Origin of the sequence: Kribbella sp. NPDC056345 (assembly GCF_042262745.1) — a bacterium.
Classification (GTDB): Bacteria; Actinomycetota; Actinomycetes; order Propionibacteriales; family Kribbellaceae; genus Kribbella.
In genome coordinates, this window is the sequence record NZ_JBHJQQ010000001.1 from 299,338 (window position 1) to 313,436 (window position 14,099).

General features: G+C 67.2%; 14 protein-coding genes. 3 read left to right on the forward strand and 11 right to left on the reverse strand.

All coding sequences use genetic code 11. The features are described from left to right. Window positions 1-20 precede the first annotated feature (20 nt). Both ACFCV3_RS01450 and ACFCV3_RS01455 read left to right on the forward strand, forming a co-directional pair. Entirely contained in the window at window positions 21-1,685 is a 1,665-nt protein-coding gene (locus ACFCV3_RS01450) for an ABC transporter ATP-binding protein (RefSeq protein WP_376026432.1), read from the forward strand. After that, the gene (locus ACFCV3_RS01455; RefSeq protein WP_376025059.1) at window positions 1,682-3,547 is read left to right on the forward strand and encodes an ABC transporter ATP-binding protein; all 1,866 of its coding nucleotides are present in this window, start codon (window positions 1,682-1,684) and stop codon (window positions 3,545-3,547) included. Before ACFCV3_RS01450 ends, ACFCV3_RS01455 begins: the two co-directional genes overlap by 4 nt. An 810-nt stretch (window positions 3,548-4,357) precedes the next feature. Here the strand turns inward: ACFCV3_RS01455 and ACFCV3_RS01460 are convergent. After that, complete coding sequence (locus ACFCV3_RS01460; protein WP_376025061.1) at window positions 4,358-5,068, reverse strand: hypothetical protein; 711 nt, start codon at window positions 5,066-5,068, stop codon at window positions 4,358-4,360. 89 nt (window positions 5,069-5,157) lie between these two features. On the opposite strand from ACFCV3_RS01460, the gene ACFCV3_RS01465 reads away from it, so the two are divergent. Beyond that, on the forward strand, window positions 5,158-6,309 hold the full coding sequence (locus ACFCV3_RS01465) for an AAA family ATPase (RefSeq protein WP_376025063.1): 1,152 nt from the start codon (window positions 5,158-5,160) through the stop codon (window positions 6,307-6,309). Between the two features lie 21 nt (window positions 6,310-6,330). On the opposite strand, the gene ACFCV3_RS01470 is transcribed toward ACFCV3_RS01465, so the two are convergent. The 10 genes from ACFCV3_RS01470 to ACFCV3_RS01515 form a co-directional block, all read right to left on the reverse strand. Then, on the reverse strand, window positions 6,331-6,903 hold the full coding sequence (locus tag ACFCV3_RS01470; RefSeq protein WP_376025065.1) for a dihydrofolate reductase family protein: 573 nt from the start codon (window positions 6,901-6,903) through the stop codon (window positions 6,331-6,333). A 96-nt stretch (window positions 6,904-6,999) separates the two neighbouring features. After that, window positions 7,000-7,839, reverse strand: coding sequence for a hypothetical protein (locus ACFCV3_RS01475; RefSeq protein WP_376025067.1), 840 nt, complete (start codon window positions 7,837-7,839; stop codon window positions 7,000-7,002). 1 nt (window position 7,840) lies between these two features. Then, window positions 7,841-8,569: a CDP-alcohol phosphatidyltransferase family protein gene (locus ACFCV3_RS01480; RefSeq protein WP_376025069.1), complete on the reverse strand. Its 729-nt coding sequence runs from the start codon at window positions 8,567-8,569 to the stop codon at window positions 7,841-7,843. A 147-nt stretch (window positions 8,570-8,716) separates the two neighbouring features. Next, window positions 8,717-9,154, reverse strand: coding sequence for a nitroreductase family deazaflavin-dependent oxidoreductase (locus tag ACFCV3_RS01485; RefSeq protein ID WP_376025071.1), 438 nt, complete (start codon window positions 9,152-9,154; stop codon window positions 8,717-8,719). Between the two features lie 50 nt (window positions 9,155-9,204). Continuing rightward, the gene (locus ACFCV3_RS01490; protein ID WP_376026434.1) at window positions 9,205-9,636 is read right to left on the reverse strand and encodes a hypothetical protein; all 432 of its coding nucleotides are present in this window, start codon (window positions 9,634-9,636) and stop codon (window positions 9,205-9,207) included. Between the two features lie 30 nt (window positions 9,637-9,666). Continuing rightward, complete coding sequence (locus ACFCV3_RS01495) at window positions 9,667-10,761, reverse strand: PP2C family protein-serine/threonine phosphatase (RefSeq protein WP_376025073.1); 1,095 nt, start codon at window positions 10,759-10,761, stop codon at window positions 9,667-9,669. Window positions 10,762-10,824: 63 nt separating this feature from the next. Next, complete coding sequence (locus ACFCV3_RS01500; protein ID WP_376025074.1) at window positions 10,825-11,649, reverse strand: Fpg/Nei family DNA glycosylase; 825 nt, start codon at window positions 11,647-11,649, stop codon at window positions 10,825-10,827. A 159-nt stretch (window positions 11,650-11,808) separates the two neighbouring features. Further along, a complete protein-coding gene (locus ACFCV3_RS01505) occupies window positions 11,809-12,276 on the reverse strand; it encodes a ribose-5-phosphate isomerase (protein ID WP_376025076.1) in 468 nt (155 codons plus the stop codon). Between the two features lie 10 nt (window positions 12,277-12,286). Beyond that, window positions 12,287-13,321: a hypothetical protein gene (locus ACFCV3_RS01510; RefSeq protein ID WP_376025078.1), complete on the reverse strand. Its 1,035-nt coding sequence runs from the start codon at window positions 13,319-13,321 to the stop codon at window positions 12,287-12,289. Window positions 13,322-13,443: 122 nt separating this feature from the next. Continuing rightward, the gene (locus tag ACFCV3_RS01515) at window positions 13,444-14,040 is read right to left on the reverse strand and encodes a DsbA family protein (RefSeq protein ID WP_376025080.1); all 597 of its coding nucleotides are present in this window, start codon (window positions 14,038-14,040) and stop codon (window positions 13,444-13,446) included. Window positions 14,041-14,099 lie beyond the last annotated feature (59 nt).

Below are 14,099 nucleotides of genomic sequence, written 5' to 3' on the forward strand. Positions count from 1 at the left end.
ACCGGTGGCGGCTGGTGTTGATGTTCTCCACGGCCATGCTGGGCGTCGGGGTCAGCCTCTCCGTTCCGCTGGTCACCCGTTCCATCATCGACGGCCCGGTCACCCGTCGTGAGCTGGATCTGCTGGTCCCGCTGGCCTTCCTGGCGCTCGGGCTGAGCATTGCCGAGGTCCTGCTGGTCTGGATCCGCCGGATGGCGCAGTCCCGCACCGTCTCCGATCTGGAGGCGTCGCTCCGGCACGACCTGTACGTCCGTCTGCAGTCCCTGCCGATGGAGTTCCACACCCGGTGGCAGAGCGGTCAGCTGCTGTCCCGGGTCACCACAGACTTGTCCACCATCCGCCGGTTCATGGGCTTCGGCCTGCTGTTCCTGGTGATGAACATCCTGCAGCTGGCCGTCGTCACGATCCTGCTGCTGCGGCTGTACTGGCCGCTCGGCATCGTCGTGCTCGCGGCCGCCGTACCGATCGTCACGTTGTCCATGCGCTTCGAGAAGAAGTACCTGCGGATCTCCCGCCAGGTCCAGGACCAGCAGGGCGACCTGGCCACCCGGATCGAGGAGTCGGCGCTCGGCTTCCGGGTCGTGAAGGCGTTCGGGCGCCGCCGGCACGTGCAGCGGCAGTTCGACGACGAGGCGATCAGCCTCTACAACACCGAGGTCGACAAGGTCCGGCTCGCATCCCGGTTCTGGAGCTTCCTCGGCGTCATCCCGAACCTGACCCTCGTGATCGTGCTGCTGCTCGGCGCGCTCGCGGTCGGCCGGGAGGCGATCACTCTCGGCACGCTGGTCGCGTTCATCACGCTGATGCTGTCGCTGGTCTGGCCGGTCACCTCGCTCGGCGGGATCCTCGCGATGGCCCAGGAGGCGATGACCGCGGCAGACCGGATCAGCGAGATCCTCGACACCCACTCGGTGATCACGTCCGGTCCGCTCGAGCTGACGAACTCGCGCGGTCACCTCCGCTTCGAGCACGTCGGCTTCCAGTTCTCCGACGACTCCGCGGAGATCCTGCACGACATCAACCTCGACCTCACCCCCGGTACGACGCTCGCCCTGGTCGGGGCCACCGGGTCGGGCAAAACCACGCTGACCGCGCTGGTCCCCCGCCTGTACGACGTGACCGCCGGCCGGATCACCATCGACGGGCACGACATCCGGGAGCTCACCCTGAACTCGCTACGGACGGCGGTCGCCTCGGCGTTCGACGACCCGACGCTGTTCTCGATGAGTGTCCGGGAGAACCTCACCCTCGGCCGCCCGGACGCGACGGACGCCGAGATCCAGGAGGCACTGCAGGTCGCCCAGGCCGAGTTCGCCAACGACCTCCCCTGGGGGCTCGACACGCGGGTCGGCGAGCAGGGCATGTCGCTGTCGGGTGGCCAACGCCAGCGGCTCGCACTAGCCCGTGCAGTGCTCGCCAAACCCGCCGTACTGGTGCTGGACGACACCCTGTCCGCACTGGACGTCCACACCGAGGCATTGGTGGAGGAGGCACTCCGCAGGGTGCTGGCCGACACCACCGGAATCGTGGTCGCACACCGCGCGTCCACGGTGATGCTGGCCGACCAGGTGGCCCTGCTGCAGGGCGGCACGATCACCCACGTCGGTACGCATCAGGAGCTGCTCGCGACAGTACCGGCGTACCGGCATCTACTGGCAGCCGAAGAAGAGGAGGTGCACGCATGACGACAACGCAGCAGACACCTCCTCAGGAGCAGGATCCGGACAAGCCGGAGCAGTCCTGGCGCGGGGTGTACGAGGACGAGGGCAGCAAGGAGTTGTCGAAGGCAACGACCGTGCGGCTGAAGGAGGACTCGCGCAAACTGCTCGGGGAGCTGCTCCGGCCGTACAAGAAGCTGATCTGGATCCTGGTCGCGATCGTCGTGATCGAGAACGCGGCCCGGCTCGCAGTGCCGTACCTGGTCCACCTCGGCATCGACAACGGCATCCCGCCGATCCTCGCCGGGGACGGTCCGAGAGCACTGATCACAGTTGTGAGCGCTGTCCTCTTCAGCGCGCTGCTGCAGGCGTTCACCCGGCAGATCTTCCTGATGCGGTCCGGCCGGCTCGGGCAGACGATCCTGCTCGGTCTGCGGCGGCGTGTGTTCGACCACTTCCAGCGGTTGAGCCCGGCGTTCCACGACAAGTACACGTCCGGCCGGGTGATCTCCCGCCTGACCTCCGACGTCAGCGTCATCGACGAACTGCTGGCCAACGGGTTCGACGGTCTGGTGACCGCCGTGCTGACGCTGTTCGGCACGATGATCCTGTTGCTGGTGCTCGACCTCAAGCTCGGTCTGATCGCGCTGCTGTCGTTCCCGCTCCTGCTGTTGCTGACAGCCTGGTTCCGGAAGCGGTCGGCGGTCGTCTACCGGCGGACCCGCGAGGCCGTCGTACTCGTCATCGTGCACTTCGTCGAGTCGATGACCGGGATCCGCGCCGTCCAGGCCTTCCGCCGGGAGCCGCGCAACGAGGAGATCTTCGCCGGTGTCAACGAGCAGTACCGGGAGGCGAACTACGAGTCGTTCCGGCTGAACGCGGTCTTCATGCCGTCGATCAAGGGCGTCGGCAACGTGACGATCGTGGCGATCCTCGCGTACGGCGGTTACCAGGCGTACCACGGTCATGTCACCGTCGGCGTCCTGACCGCGTTCCTGCTCTACCTGCGGCAGTTCTTCGAGCCGCTGCAGGACATCTCGCAGTTCTACAACACGTTCCTGTCCGCGAGTGCCGCGCTGGAGAAGCTGTCCGGCGTACTCAACGAGGAGCCGGACGTGCCCGAGCCCGTCAAGCCCGTGAAGCCCGGAGTGGCCCGTGGTCACCTCGAGCTGCGCGGAGTGCGGTTCCAGTACGTCGACGGCGTACCGGTCCTGCCGGGTCTCGACCTGGATGTCCCGGCCGGTCAGACACTGGCACTGGTCGGTACGACGGGAGCCGGGAAGACGACCATCGCCAAGCTGGTCTCGCGTTTCTACGACCCGACCGGCGGCCGCGTACTGCTCGACGGCCAGGACCTGCGTGACCTGACCGAGGACGACCTGCGCGAGCGGGTCGTGATGGTGACCCAGGAGAACTTCCTCTTCACCGGCTCGGTCGCCGACAACATCCGCTTCGGCAAACCGGAAGCCACCCTGGACGAGGTGGTCGAGGCAGCCAAGGTGATCGGCGCGCACGACTTCATCACCGCACTCCCCCAGGGCTACGAAACCCAGGTGGAGAAACGAGGCAGCCGCCTGTCCGCCGGCCAGCGCCAGCTGGTCGCGTTCGCCCGCGCCTTCCTCGCCGACCCGGCAGTCCTGATCCTGGACGAGGCCACCTCCAGCCTCGACATCCCCAGCGAACGCCTCATCCAGCGAGCCCTCCGTACCATCCTCGCCGACCGCACCGCCATCGTCATCGCCCACCGCCTCTCCACCGTGGAGACAGCCGACCGCGTCCTCGTCCTCGAACACGGCCGCATCCTCGAAGACGGCCCTCCAGAAATCCTCATCACCACCGGCGGCAACTACGCCGGCCTCCACCAAGCCTGGGAAGACTCCCTGGCCTAACACCCGGTCGGCGCGTGGCTCACCCCCCACGCGCCGACCACCCGTACGTCGACGCAACCCCACGCGCCCGACTACGCCCGCTCCTACGTCGCGTGCTCGCGGCGCTCCCCCCCACCCCGACGCGGCGTGCTCCGCCCGCCTCTAGCGCTGTCGCGCGAATCTGCGGCTACCGCCGCGGGAGGCGTCCTGCCGCACGTACGCTCTCGGGCGCCGAGCGGCGAGCCGATGACCTGTGCGCACACAGCGCAGCGGGTGGTGGTGGGCACGGAGGTGTGGGCCGCGGACGCCCAGGCCATCACAACTGGCGAATGCGGGCCGGCGTACGCCTGAAAGAGGCTGCCGCGGTGCAGTTGTGATGGTGTGGGGGTTCGCCCTTTTGGGTGAATCCGGGCCATCGGCATCCGACCGTGCGGTTCAGGTACCGCTGAGCCCGGAGGCCAGAAACACCTCGGCGCGACCCGTGCACGAAACGATGTTGGCTTGGGCGGCGTCCATCAAGGCGATCTCGCCGTCGCGAACCTCAACACTCCAGCCCAGGGCGAACCCCCGCCGCCGAATCCATCAAGAGCACCACAAACTCGCAGACAGGGCAGTATCCGACGTGGGCTTGTGTCAGCACCAGGCAATCTCTGACGCTGTTGGTCCGCCCAGTCGAGTTGGGGTTCGGGGATGAGCGTTGGCGACTGGCTGGCGGGTGAGTTTGTGGACGACCAGGGGGAGGTTGGTCAAGGTGGCTCCGAGCTTCAGGCTTTCGAGGATCAGCATGCCGCGGTACATCAGCGCCTCCGTTCTCCGGGTACGACGGTGACGCTAGTGCCAGGTGATGGCGCCTAGGTCGTACTGGTCGTTGAAGTCCGGTTCTTGGTTCTGTTGCTGGTCGTCGTGGCCGTAGGGGGCGGCGACGTACTGGAGTTGAGCCAGTGGGTCTTTCGGGGAGGCCGCGGCGACTACGCAGGTGCGGGCGGTGCTGCCGAGGGTGGGGAGGTCTTGCACGCCGCCGGTGGGGTCGCAGGCTGGGTTTCCGCCGACACCGATCTGGTACGGCGTTTCGCGGCCGCTGCGGAGCTTGGCCACGAAGGTGGTTCCGCGGTAGCCGGTGAGGTCGCCGGTGGAGACGTTGGTGATCAGGATGGGGATGTAGTAGACGGACTGGCCTTTGGCGGGGCGGAAGTCGGCGGCTAGTGCTTTCACCAGGCTTGCTGGGGCTTTGCTGGGTGGTCGGGCGACGATCGAGAGGACGCCGCGCATGGTGGGGACGCCCAGGTCGGAGTACTCGACGGGAACGATCGCCGGTTGACCGAAGCGCAGGGTGGTCTTGGGTTTGGTGATGCCGGGGCCGATACGGAGCGGGCCTTTGGACGAGAACGCCAGCGGCTTGAGCGTGGGGGTCGGGCTCTGCGTCGGGGTCGGGCTCGGGGTTGGTGTGGAGGCTGGCGGGGTGGGCGTCGCGCCGGGGGTGGACTCGCCGCAGGCGGTCAGGGTGGTGAGGGCGAGGAGGCAGGCGATCGCCCGGACGTTCATGTCAGCAAGGTATTGAGGCCGGTCGGCAACAGACGGGCGTTGACCTGATGCGGCCAGAGTTTGTCGGAGGGGGTCTGTACGTTGGCGGCATGTTGAGGACGTTGGCGGTGGAGAACTATCGCTCGTTGCGGCGGGTGGTGATGCCGTTGCGGGGGCTGAACGTGGTGACGGGGGCCAACGGGACCGGGAAGTCGAGTTTGTACCGGGCTCTGCGGTTGCTGGCGGATGCTTCTCGGAACGGGGCGGTCGCGGCGCTTGCGCGGGAGGGTGGGCTGGGGTCGACGTTGTGGGCAGGGCCGGAGTTCGTGCGGGCGGAGCGGGCTGTGCAGGGGACTGTGCGGGGCGGGCGGGTGACGTTGCGGATGGGGTTCGCGGCGGACGACTACGGGTATCTGATGGATCTTGGGTTGCCGGTGCCGAGCAGTTCGATGTTCGGGACGGATCCGGAGATCAAGCGGGAGTCGTTGTGGGCCGGGCCTTTTCTGCGGCCTGCGTCGTTGCTGGTGGAGCGGGTCAACAGCCAGGTGCGGATCCGCGGCGAAAGCGGTGGGTGGGAGAGCGGCGGGCCGGATCTGCAGACGTTCGACAGCATGTTGAGTCAGTTCGCGGATCCGCAGCGGGCGCCGGAGTTGTTGCAGGTACGGGAGCGGATGAGATCGTGGCGGTTCTACGACCATCTGCGGACGGATGCGGATGCCCCGGCGCGGCAGGCGCAGGTCGGCACGCGGACGCCGGTGCTCGGGCCGGAAGGGGCCGACTTGGCTGCTGCGTTGCAGACGATCCGGGAGATCGGGTCGGCGGCGGCGATGGCCGAGGCTGTCGATCAGGCGTTTCCGGGGAGCAGCGTCGAGATCCAGGAGAGCGCGGGCCGGTTCGAGCTCGCGTTCCGGCAGCACGGGTTACTGCGGCCGCTCCAAGGAGCGGAGCTGTCGGACGGGACCCTGCGATACCTGCTGTGGGTGGCAGCGTTGCTGACGCCGCGACCGCCGGAGCTGCTGGTGCTGAACGAGCCGGAGACGAGTCTGCATCCGGATCTGTTGCCGGCGTTGGCGAATCTGGTCGTCACGGCTGCCAAGGAGACCCAGGTGATCGTGGTGACGCACTCCAGACCTTTCACCGCATCGCTTCAGGCACTGAAAGACGATCTGCACACGATCGAGCTGGTCAAGGACCGCGGTGCCACGACGATCGCCGGGCAGGGGCCGCTCGACGAGCCGCCCTGGAAGTGGCCCTCACGATAAGGGCCACGCTCCCGGGGGCAATCAGCGGACGACGTCGTACACGAGCTTCTGGATGCCGTTCGAGTACGACGCGTTGTCGACGAGCCGCAGGCTCTGCTTGTCCTTGTCGGCGTCGCTGAACAGGCGCTTGCCGGCGCCGAGCAGGACCGGGAAGACGAGCAGGCTGTAGCGGTCGATCAGACCGGCGTCGGCCAGGTTGCGGTTCAGGGTGGCGCTGCCGTGGATGCTGATCGGGCCGCCCTCGGTCTCCTTCAGCGCGGCGACGTCGTCGAGCGACCGCAGGATCGTGATGTCACCCCAGTTGGTGACCAGGTCGGACTCCTGCAGTGTCGTCGAGACGACGTACTTCGGCATCGCGTTGTACTGCGGGAACTCGGTGATCGACGGCCACACCGGAGCGAACGCCTCGTAGCTCACGCGCCCGATCAGCATCGCGGTCGCCTCGTCCTGCTCCTGACCCTTCAGGTCGTACGACGCCTTGTCCACCGCGATGTCCTTGAACGTCCAGCCGGAGTTCCGGTAGCCCGGCTCCCCGCCCGGTGCCTCGATGACGCCGTCGAGCGAAACGAACGCGGTGGTGATGAGAGTGCGCATCTGACTTTCTCCTTCAGGATGTTTGCTGCTGACATCACAGCGTCGACCGGGGTCCTCCGAACACGACATCACAAAAATGTGACCCCGGTCACACCCTTATTTCACGGATTCGAAGCGCACCAGTACGACAGAACCCGCGGCCGACAGCAGGAAGCCGACGATCGCCAGCGGCCACCAGCCGGCACGAACAGCGTCGGACAGTACGACGACGCCGACGACGGCCGGGGTGATGGTCTGCAACGCGATCATCGGGGTGGTGGCAAGCGTGACCGAGCCACGCTGGAGGGCGAGCGAGTAGAGAACGAAGGCCAGCGCACCACTCAACGGAAGCGTGTACGCCGTGGGGCTGCGGAGCAGTTCGCCGATCGAACCGTCCTGCAGCAGACGGGCCGAGATCGCGACACCGGCGTACCCGAGACCCGAAAGCATGCCCAGCAAAGCCGTCGAGATGCCGTGCTGAGAGCGGCTGGCCAGCGCACCGAGAACGGCGACGACCAGAAGGCCGACGATCACTCCGATCGTGAGCCCGTGGTGCTGAACGTTCGGACCCGCATCACCGGCGGACACCGCCAGCAGGCCGAGACCGACCACGACCGCGATCACCGCAGACCACTCGATGACGCTCAACTGGTCCGACATCAGCCGGGTGGCGAGCAACGCGGTGACGACCAGGCTGACCGCGATCCCAGCCTGGGCAAGGTAGAGCGGCAGCAGGCGCAACGCGACGAAGTGCAGGCCGAAGCCGGCCAGTTGCAACGCCAGCGCACCAAGGAACGCGGGCTGCCGGAGCAACGCGACGACGAAACCGGCGAACCGCCGCGGATCGAACTCGGACTGCGTCGGTACCTTGCGGGAGCCGACCGCCTGCAGGATCGACGCGATACCGAACAGGACAGCGGCAGCCAGGGCCGAACCGAGACCGAGTGCGAGGGTCAAGTCAGGCGACCTTGCGGCGCGGCACCCAGAACGTCAGATACAGACTGAGCGCCCCGTAGTACAGCAGGTAGGCGAGCGAGATCGCGACCACGATCGCGTTCGGGTTCGGCATCTGCGCCAGCAGGACGGCGTACGACGCGAGCCAGATCGCAGTCGTGAGCAGGTTCATCGACCGGAAGGTCTTGGTCCGCGACGGGTAGACGTACTTGACCGGAACGAAGACCAGGATCGAGCAGATCACCAGGATCAGACCGGTGGTGACCGGGCTGAGGCCGAGCACCACCACGTAGAACGCGACCACGTTCCAGTAGCTGGGGAAGCCGAGGAAGAAGTGGTCGTCGGTCTTCGCGTCGACCCGGCAGAACTGGTAGCTCGAGGCAAGCAGCGGCAGCGCGGCGAGCACCGCTCCCCAGCCGCCGGCCGGCAGGTAGTTGCCGGACCAGAGCAGCACGATCGGCGCGAACGCGTACGTCAGGTAGTCGACGATGTTGTCGAGCATCGCCCCGTCGAACCACGGGATCGTCTCCTTGACCCGCAACTTGCGGGCGAGCATCCCGTCGGTCCCGTCGATGATCAGTGCGGCCAGCCCGAGCCAGAGGGCGCGGACGGCGTCGCCGTCGATGGCGGCGATGACGATCAGCAGCGCGAGCACGGTTCCGCTCGCGGTATAGGCGTGCAGCGCGAATCCGGCCAGACGCAACCGCGTCGACCCGACGAACGGCTCCCGCACCGCGTCGTGTGTGGTCAGGACGACTCCCAGAACTCAAACGGCCCAGACTTCGGCGCAACGCGCCGCCGCCAGCGTCTCACAGAGCAGGTCCTGACCTTGTCACCGGATGTGCGCACACGCCGGATCGGGTGTGCGCACGCCCAGCAACTACTCGGCCGGCTCCAGCACGAAGAACGGCATCTTCCGGGTGGTCTTGGCCTTGTACTCCTCGTACGGCGGGTAGGCGGCGACCGCGATCGGCCACCACTCGTCGTACTCGGCGCCGTCGATCTCGCGGGCGACGTACTGCTTGGTCACCTCGCCGTCCTGCAGGGTGACGTTCGGGTCGGCCTTCAGGTTGTAGTACCAGACCGGGTTCTTCGGGGCGCCGCCGAGCGACGCGACCGCGACGTACACACCGTCGCGCTCGACCCGCATCACCGGGACCTTGCGGAGCTTGCCGGACTTCGCACCGCGCATCGTCAGCAGCACGACCTTGAGGCCCATGATGTCGACGGCTTCGGTAGTGCCGGCCTCGGTGACCTTGTCCACCTGCTCGCGGACCCAGTCGGAGGTGCTCGGGGCGTATTCGTCGTTGGTGGTCATGTCACCCATCTTAATGGTGACGCATCAACATCCACAATCACAGTACGGCGTCAGGGTGCACACGACTGTAGTTGCGTGGCCGTGGCGATCGTCCCCTCGATCCAGCGCCGGCGCAGGAAGTGCGCCTTGAGCAACCGGTGCACGCCGTCCAGCACGACCAGCCGGCCGCGGTACGCGACCAGGTTGATCGGGAAGTCCAGGTCGGCGTCCATCACCCGCTGGTAGTGCGGGCGGTAGTTCATCGGCGTCTCGGCGACCTGGTGCGGCGTGACCTTGAAGCGTTCGCCGTCGAGCTGCCACAACGGCAGCTCGAACATCCAGACCAGGTCCGCGACCTCGATCGGCTCGACCTTGAGGTCGAGCGCCCACAGCTTCTCGAGCTGCCACTTGGTCGGCGGGAAGACCGCGCGCAGCTCGTCCGGCATCGAGGCGACCAGCTCGGCGAACGAGACGTCCGGCGCACTCCGATCAGCAGCATCCATCACGACGCAGCAGGCTACGCCATCGGCCGCTCAGGAATGTGCGAGCCGGTGGATGATCACGATCGCCGAGTCGTCACCCGGTCCCCCGGCCGCGGCGACCAGCTCGGCCGCGCCGCCCTGGAATCCCTGTGCCACCAGGCGTTCCGCGTGTCCGGCCAGCCGGTCGGTACCGCGCCCGATGTCGCGGCGCGGCGTCTCGACCATACCGTCGCTGTACAGGAACAGCGCGTCGCCCGGCTTCAGTACGCCGTGGTTCGGCGCGAACTCGGGTGCTTCCATCAGCCCGAGCAGCGGCCCGTCCGCGTCCCGCGTCCCCCACCGCCCGGACCACGCGTCGAACTGGATCGCCGGCGGATGCCCGGCAGTCCGGACACAGAACGCCCCCGTGCCCAGCTCGACCGCGACATGGACGACGGTCGCGAAGTCGTCCTCCCAGTTCTGCCGCCGCAGATACCGGTTGGCGGCCGGGAGGAAGTCTTCGACCGGTACGACGCCGAGCAGTCCACCGAAGGCACCGGACAGCAGCAGCGCCCTGGTCCCCGCATCGACTCCCTTGCCCGAGACATCGACAAGTGCGACCTCGAGGACGTTGTCGCGTTCGGTCGACACCACGAAGTCCCCGGAGAACTTCGACTTGCCGGCCGAGCGGATCGCCACCTCGGCCCGCCATCCACCCGGCAGCGGCGGCAGCTCACCCTGGGCGGTGAGGGTGTCGCGCAGCTCCATCAGCATCGACTCACCGCGGGTGCCCGGGACACCGAGTTGGTTGCGGACCTTCGCGCCTGCGATGACGATCCAGCCGATGGCCCCGAGCACCAGTGCGAAGCCGGTCGTCGGAGTCGGCGCCTCCCGGGAGACCAGCACGAACGATGCGATCGCCATCGTCAGCAGGGTGAGGACCACCAGTTGCCGGAAGCCCAGGATCAATCCACCCAGCAACAAGGGAATGACGACCCCGGAGAGCGGAACATACGTCGGCCAGGCCGCGCTGGCCGCGGCGATCAGCATCGTCAACGACAGCAACGCGACGGCCGCCAGCGGGTGCAACCGACGGGCACGTCTGACCAGCGCGACGACCAAGCGGCCGACTCGTCGTACGACAGCGCGTCCGCCACTCTTGATCATGGTGTGAAGAAGATAACGGCACTCCTCGGTCCGCGCATCAAAAAGCTTGATAACTGTTCAGACTTACTTCCGGGTGAGGCCGGTGCGTTGGCACTTGGGGCACCAGAAGAGGTTGCGCTGGGCCAGGATCTCGGTCCGGATCACCGAGTGACAGACATGGCAGTGCTGGCCCTGCCGGCGGTAGACGTAGACCTCGCCACCGTGGTCGTCCTGCCGGGGGTCGCGGCCCATCGCCTCGGGTGTGTGGTCGTCGGCAACAGTGTCGATGCGGCCGGTCTCGACGCCGTACTTCATCAGCTCGAGCAGGTCGTCCCACATGCCTTGCCACTCACGCTTCTTCACCACCTGGCCGCGCGTCAGCGGATGCAGCTTGGCGCGGAACAGCACTTCGGCGCGATAGACGTTGCCGACGCCACTCAACACCTCCTGGTCCATCAGCAACTGCCCGATCGGCTGCTTACTGCGATGGATCCGCTTCCACGCGAGCTCCGGGTCGGCGTCGTCGCGCAGCGGGTCCGGACCGAGCCGTCCGATCAGCACCTCGCGTTCGCCATCGGTCAGCAGCTCACAAACGGTCGCACCGCGCAGATCGGCGTACGACGTCTCGTTCTGAAGCCGCAGGCGGACCTGGCCGACCGGTTCGGGCACGGGCGCCGCACCGAAGTCGACCTTGCCGATCAGGCCGAGGTGGATGTGCAGCCAGCCGGCCCCGTCGAAGTCGGCGAGGAAGTGCTTGCCGTGGGCCTCCGTGTGCCGCAGCACCTGCCCGTCGAGCCGTGCGGCGCCGTCGGCGAACCGGCCCTGCGGACTGGTCGCCCGGACCGGCCGGCCGCCGAATGCGTCCCAGACGTCGTTCGCCAGCCGATGCAGAGTGTGGCCTTCAGGCATGATTCCTCTTATGGGGATTGCAGGTGGTACGCCGAAGGGGCGGTCCGGACCGTCCACACCGGCTGTGGTGGGCATCGGCCGGTCGATGCGGGCCCGCGACGTCTCCCGGCCACGGGAGCCGTTCAAACGCCGCGGGGTCCAGCCTCCGGAGGATCAGGATCAGGAGAGCGGCGGGAGCTCGCCAGTCTCTTCGTAGGCACTGAGCATGTCGATCCGGCGGGTGTGCCGCTCCTCGCCGGAGTAGTCGGTGGCCAGGAACGTCTCCACGAACCCGGTCGCCTCCTCGGTCGAGTGCATCCGCGCCCCGACACTGACGACGTTGGCGTTGTTGTGCTCGCGCCCCAGCTTGGCGGTGTCGGTGCTCCAGGCCAGCACGGCCCGGACACCCTTCACCTTGTTCGCAGCGATCTGCTCCCCGTTGCCGGAGCCGCCGATCACGACTCCCAGGCTGCCCGGGTCCGCCACCACGCCGGCGCCGGCCCGCAGACAGTACGGCGGGTAGTCGTCCACCGCGTCGTACACGGCGGGACCGTGGTCGACGACGTCGTGGCCAGCAGCAATGAGGTGCTGGACCAGGTGATTCTTGAGCTCGAAGCCGGCATGGTCAGAGCCGATGTGCACTCGCATGGCCTGCAATCTACTGATACACCGGAACGCCCGGCAGCTTGGGTGCACCCGACCCGACGTACACGGTGGTCACGTAACCGCCGTATTTGGGCAGATAGGCCCACCAATCGCTGGATCGCGGTGGTGCGTCGATGAGCTCGCCCTGCTTCTGGCCACTGACCAGCACCTCGACCCCGGCCGGCAGCATGCCCAGGATCCCGCAGGAGGTGTTCGGGGCCGTCCGGACCCGCACACCCTCACCGGTGGTCTCCAGCCAGCTCCCACTGGTCCGCACCCCGCCCGGAACGATCAGCGACCGGGTCAACCGGGTCACATCGGTGTACGCCTTCCCGTACTGCGTCCCCCGCGGATGCAGTGTGTACACCGACACGATGCACCGGTCGTCCTTCCCGACCGTGCCCGTGGTGTGCAGGGCGTCGCTGACGAGGTCGAGGGTGTCCACCGGCTTGGCACGGTCACTGCCGTAACCACTCGAGCCGAGAAAACCCGACCAGCCCTGCTTGATGCTGAAATCAGGATCGAATACCGAGGCGATTCCGAAGAACTGGTCGAAGCCGTCGGTGCCGTACCGGGTCGGCTCGTGCAGCAGGTCCATCACCAGCTTCCGGATCGGTTCCGGAGCGTGGTCGAGGATGTATCGATAGATCCGGACCGTGTCGGCAGCGGTGATCGCGACATAGCCCCAGAAGCCCGGATGCGTGGGCGGCGGACCGTCGGTGTGCGTCAGCCCGAGCCGCCGCACCATCCGCTCGACGATGGCGGCGCCACCGTTGTGATCCCAGTAGTAACTGGCTGCGTCGTCGTCGCTACTGCGCAGCATCACCTCGAGCCGGGCCCGGTCCGCGGCCTCGACGGTGTACGCCGGGCCGCGTTCCCAGAGCAGGTCCAGGACGATCAGCAGCTTCACCACCGAGGCGGAGCGGAACCGGTGATCGGCGTTCGACTGCTGCACGAACCGCCCGGTGTGGCGGTCGAACACGGCGATGCCGGCGGTCACACCGGCGGGGACGGCATCGAGCTCGGTGCGCTCGTCACGTAACGTCATGGGCTACCTACTCACCACTTGAAGAATTCCCGTTGGTGAGCAACCTTCACCGGCACGGGCGGCTCAGTTCAACCCTTGAACCACAGACCGAATCTTTCCGGCCGGCGATTAGATCAAACCCGTCAGTCGAAGATCGGCTCGCGATCGCGGCTGCGTTTGATCTCGAAGAATCCGTCGGTGCCGGCGACGAGCAGGACGCCGTCCCACAGCTTGCCGGCCGCCTCGCCCTTCGGTGCCGGTGTCACGACCGGCCCGAAGAACGCGGTGCCCGCGACCGAGATGACCGGCGTACCGACATCCATCCCGACCTGGTCCATGCCGGCGAAGTGCGACTTGCGCAGCGCCTCGTCGTACCGGCCGTCGCCGAAGGCCTCGAGCAGTGACGCCGGCAGACCGGCCTCGGCGAGGGCCTCGGGCAGGACCTGCTCATCCTTGGTGCCCCGGCCTTCGTTGTGGATCCGGCGGCCGAGCGCGGTGTAGAGCGGCAGCAGGACCTCGTTGCCGTGCGCCTGCTCGGCGGCGATCAGGACCCGGACGTAGCCGAGTTTGCGGTGCCAGTTGGCGTCGTGTTCGTCACGTTCCTCGTTCAGGACGGCCAGGCTCATCACGTGCCAGGTCGTCGTCACGTCGCGGACCTGCTCGACCTCGAGCATCCAGCGGGACGTCATCCAGGCCCAGGGGCAGGCCGGATCGAACCAGAATTCGGCGGAGGCAGTCATGTGTTCGATCATACAAAATTGAAGAACCAGAGGTACCGGCTTGGTATCCATCGATGGAT

What these genes read in the sequence shown, in the direction of transcription:
- ACFCV3_RS01450 (WP_376026432.1), top strand. Translation starts at nt 21, where the DNA reads ATGTTCTCCACGGCCATGCTGGGCGTCGGGGTCAGCCTCTCCGTTCCG.
- ACFCV3_RS01455 (WP_376025059.1), top strand. Translation starts at nt 1,682, where the DNA reads ATGACGACAACGCAGCAGACACCTCCTCAGGAGCAGGATCCGGACAAG.
- ACFCV3_RS01460 (WP_376025061.1), bottom strand. Translation starts at nt 5,068, where the DNA reads ATGAACGTCCGGGCGATCGCCTGCCTCCTCGCCCTCACCACCCTGACC.
- ACFCV3_RS01465 (WP_376025063.1), top strand. Translation starts at nt 5,158, where the DNA reads ATGTTGAGGACGTTGGCGGTGGAGAACTATCGCTCGTTGCGGCGGGTG.
- ACFCV3_RS01470 (WP_376025065.1), bottom strand. Translation starts at nt 6,903, where the DNA reads ATGCGCACTCTCATCACCACCGCGTTCGTTTCGCTCGACGGCGTCATC.
- ACFCV3_RS01485 (WP_376025071.1), bottom strand. Translation starts at nt 9,154, where the DNA reads ATGACCACCAACGACGAATACGCCCCGAGCACCTCCGACTGGGTCCGC.
- ACFCV3_RS01490 (WP_376026434.1), bottom strand. Translation starts at nt 9,636, where the DNA reads ATGGATGCTGCTGATCGGAGTGCGCCGGACGTCTCGTTCGCCGAGCTG.
- ACFCV3_RS01495 (WP_376025073.1), bottom strand. Translation starts at nt 10,761, where the DNA reads ATGATCAAGAGTGGCGGACGCGCTGTCGTACGACGAGTCGGCCGCTTG.
- ACFCV3_RS01500 (WP_376025074.1), bottom strand. Translation starts at nt 11,649, where the DNA reads ATGCCTGAAGGCCACACTCTGCATCGGCTGGCGAACGACGTCTGGGAC.
- ACFCV3_RS01505 (WP_376025076.1), bottom strand. Translation starts at nt 12,276, where the DNA reads ATGCGAGTGCACATCGGCTCTGACCATGCCGGCTTCGAGCTCAAGAAT.
- ACFCV3_RS01510 (WP_376025078.1), bottom strand. Translation starts at nt 13,321, where the DNA reads ATGACGTTACGTGACGAGCGCACCGAGCTCGATGCCGTCCCCGCCGGT.
- ACFCV3_RS01515 (WP_376025080.1), bottom strand. Translation starts at nt 14,040, where the DNA reads ATGACTGCCTCCGCCGAATTCTGGTTCGATCCGGCCTGCCCCTGGGCC.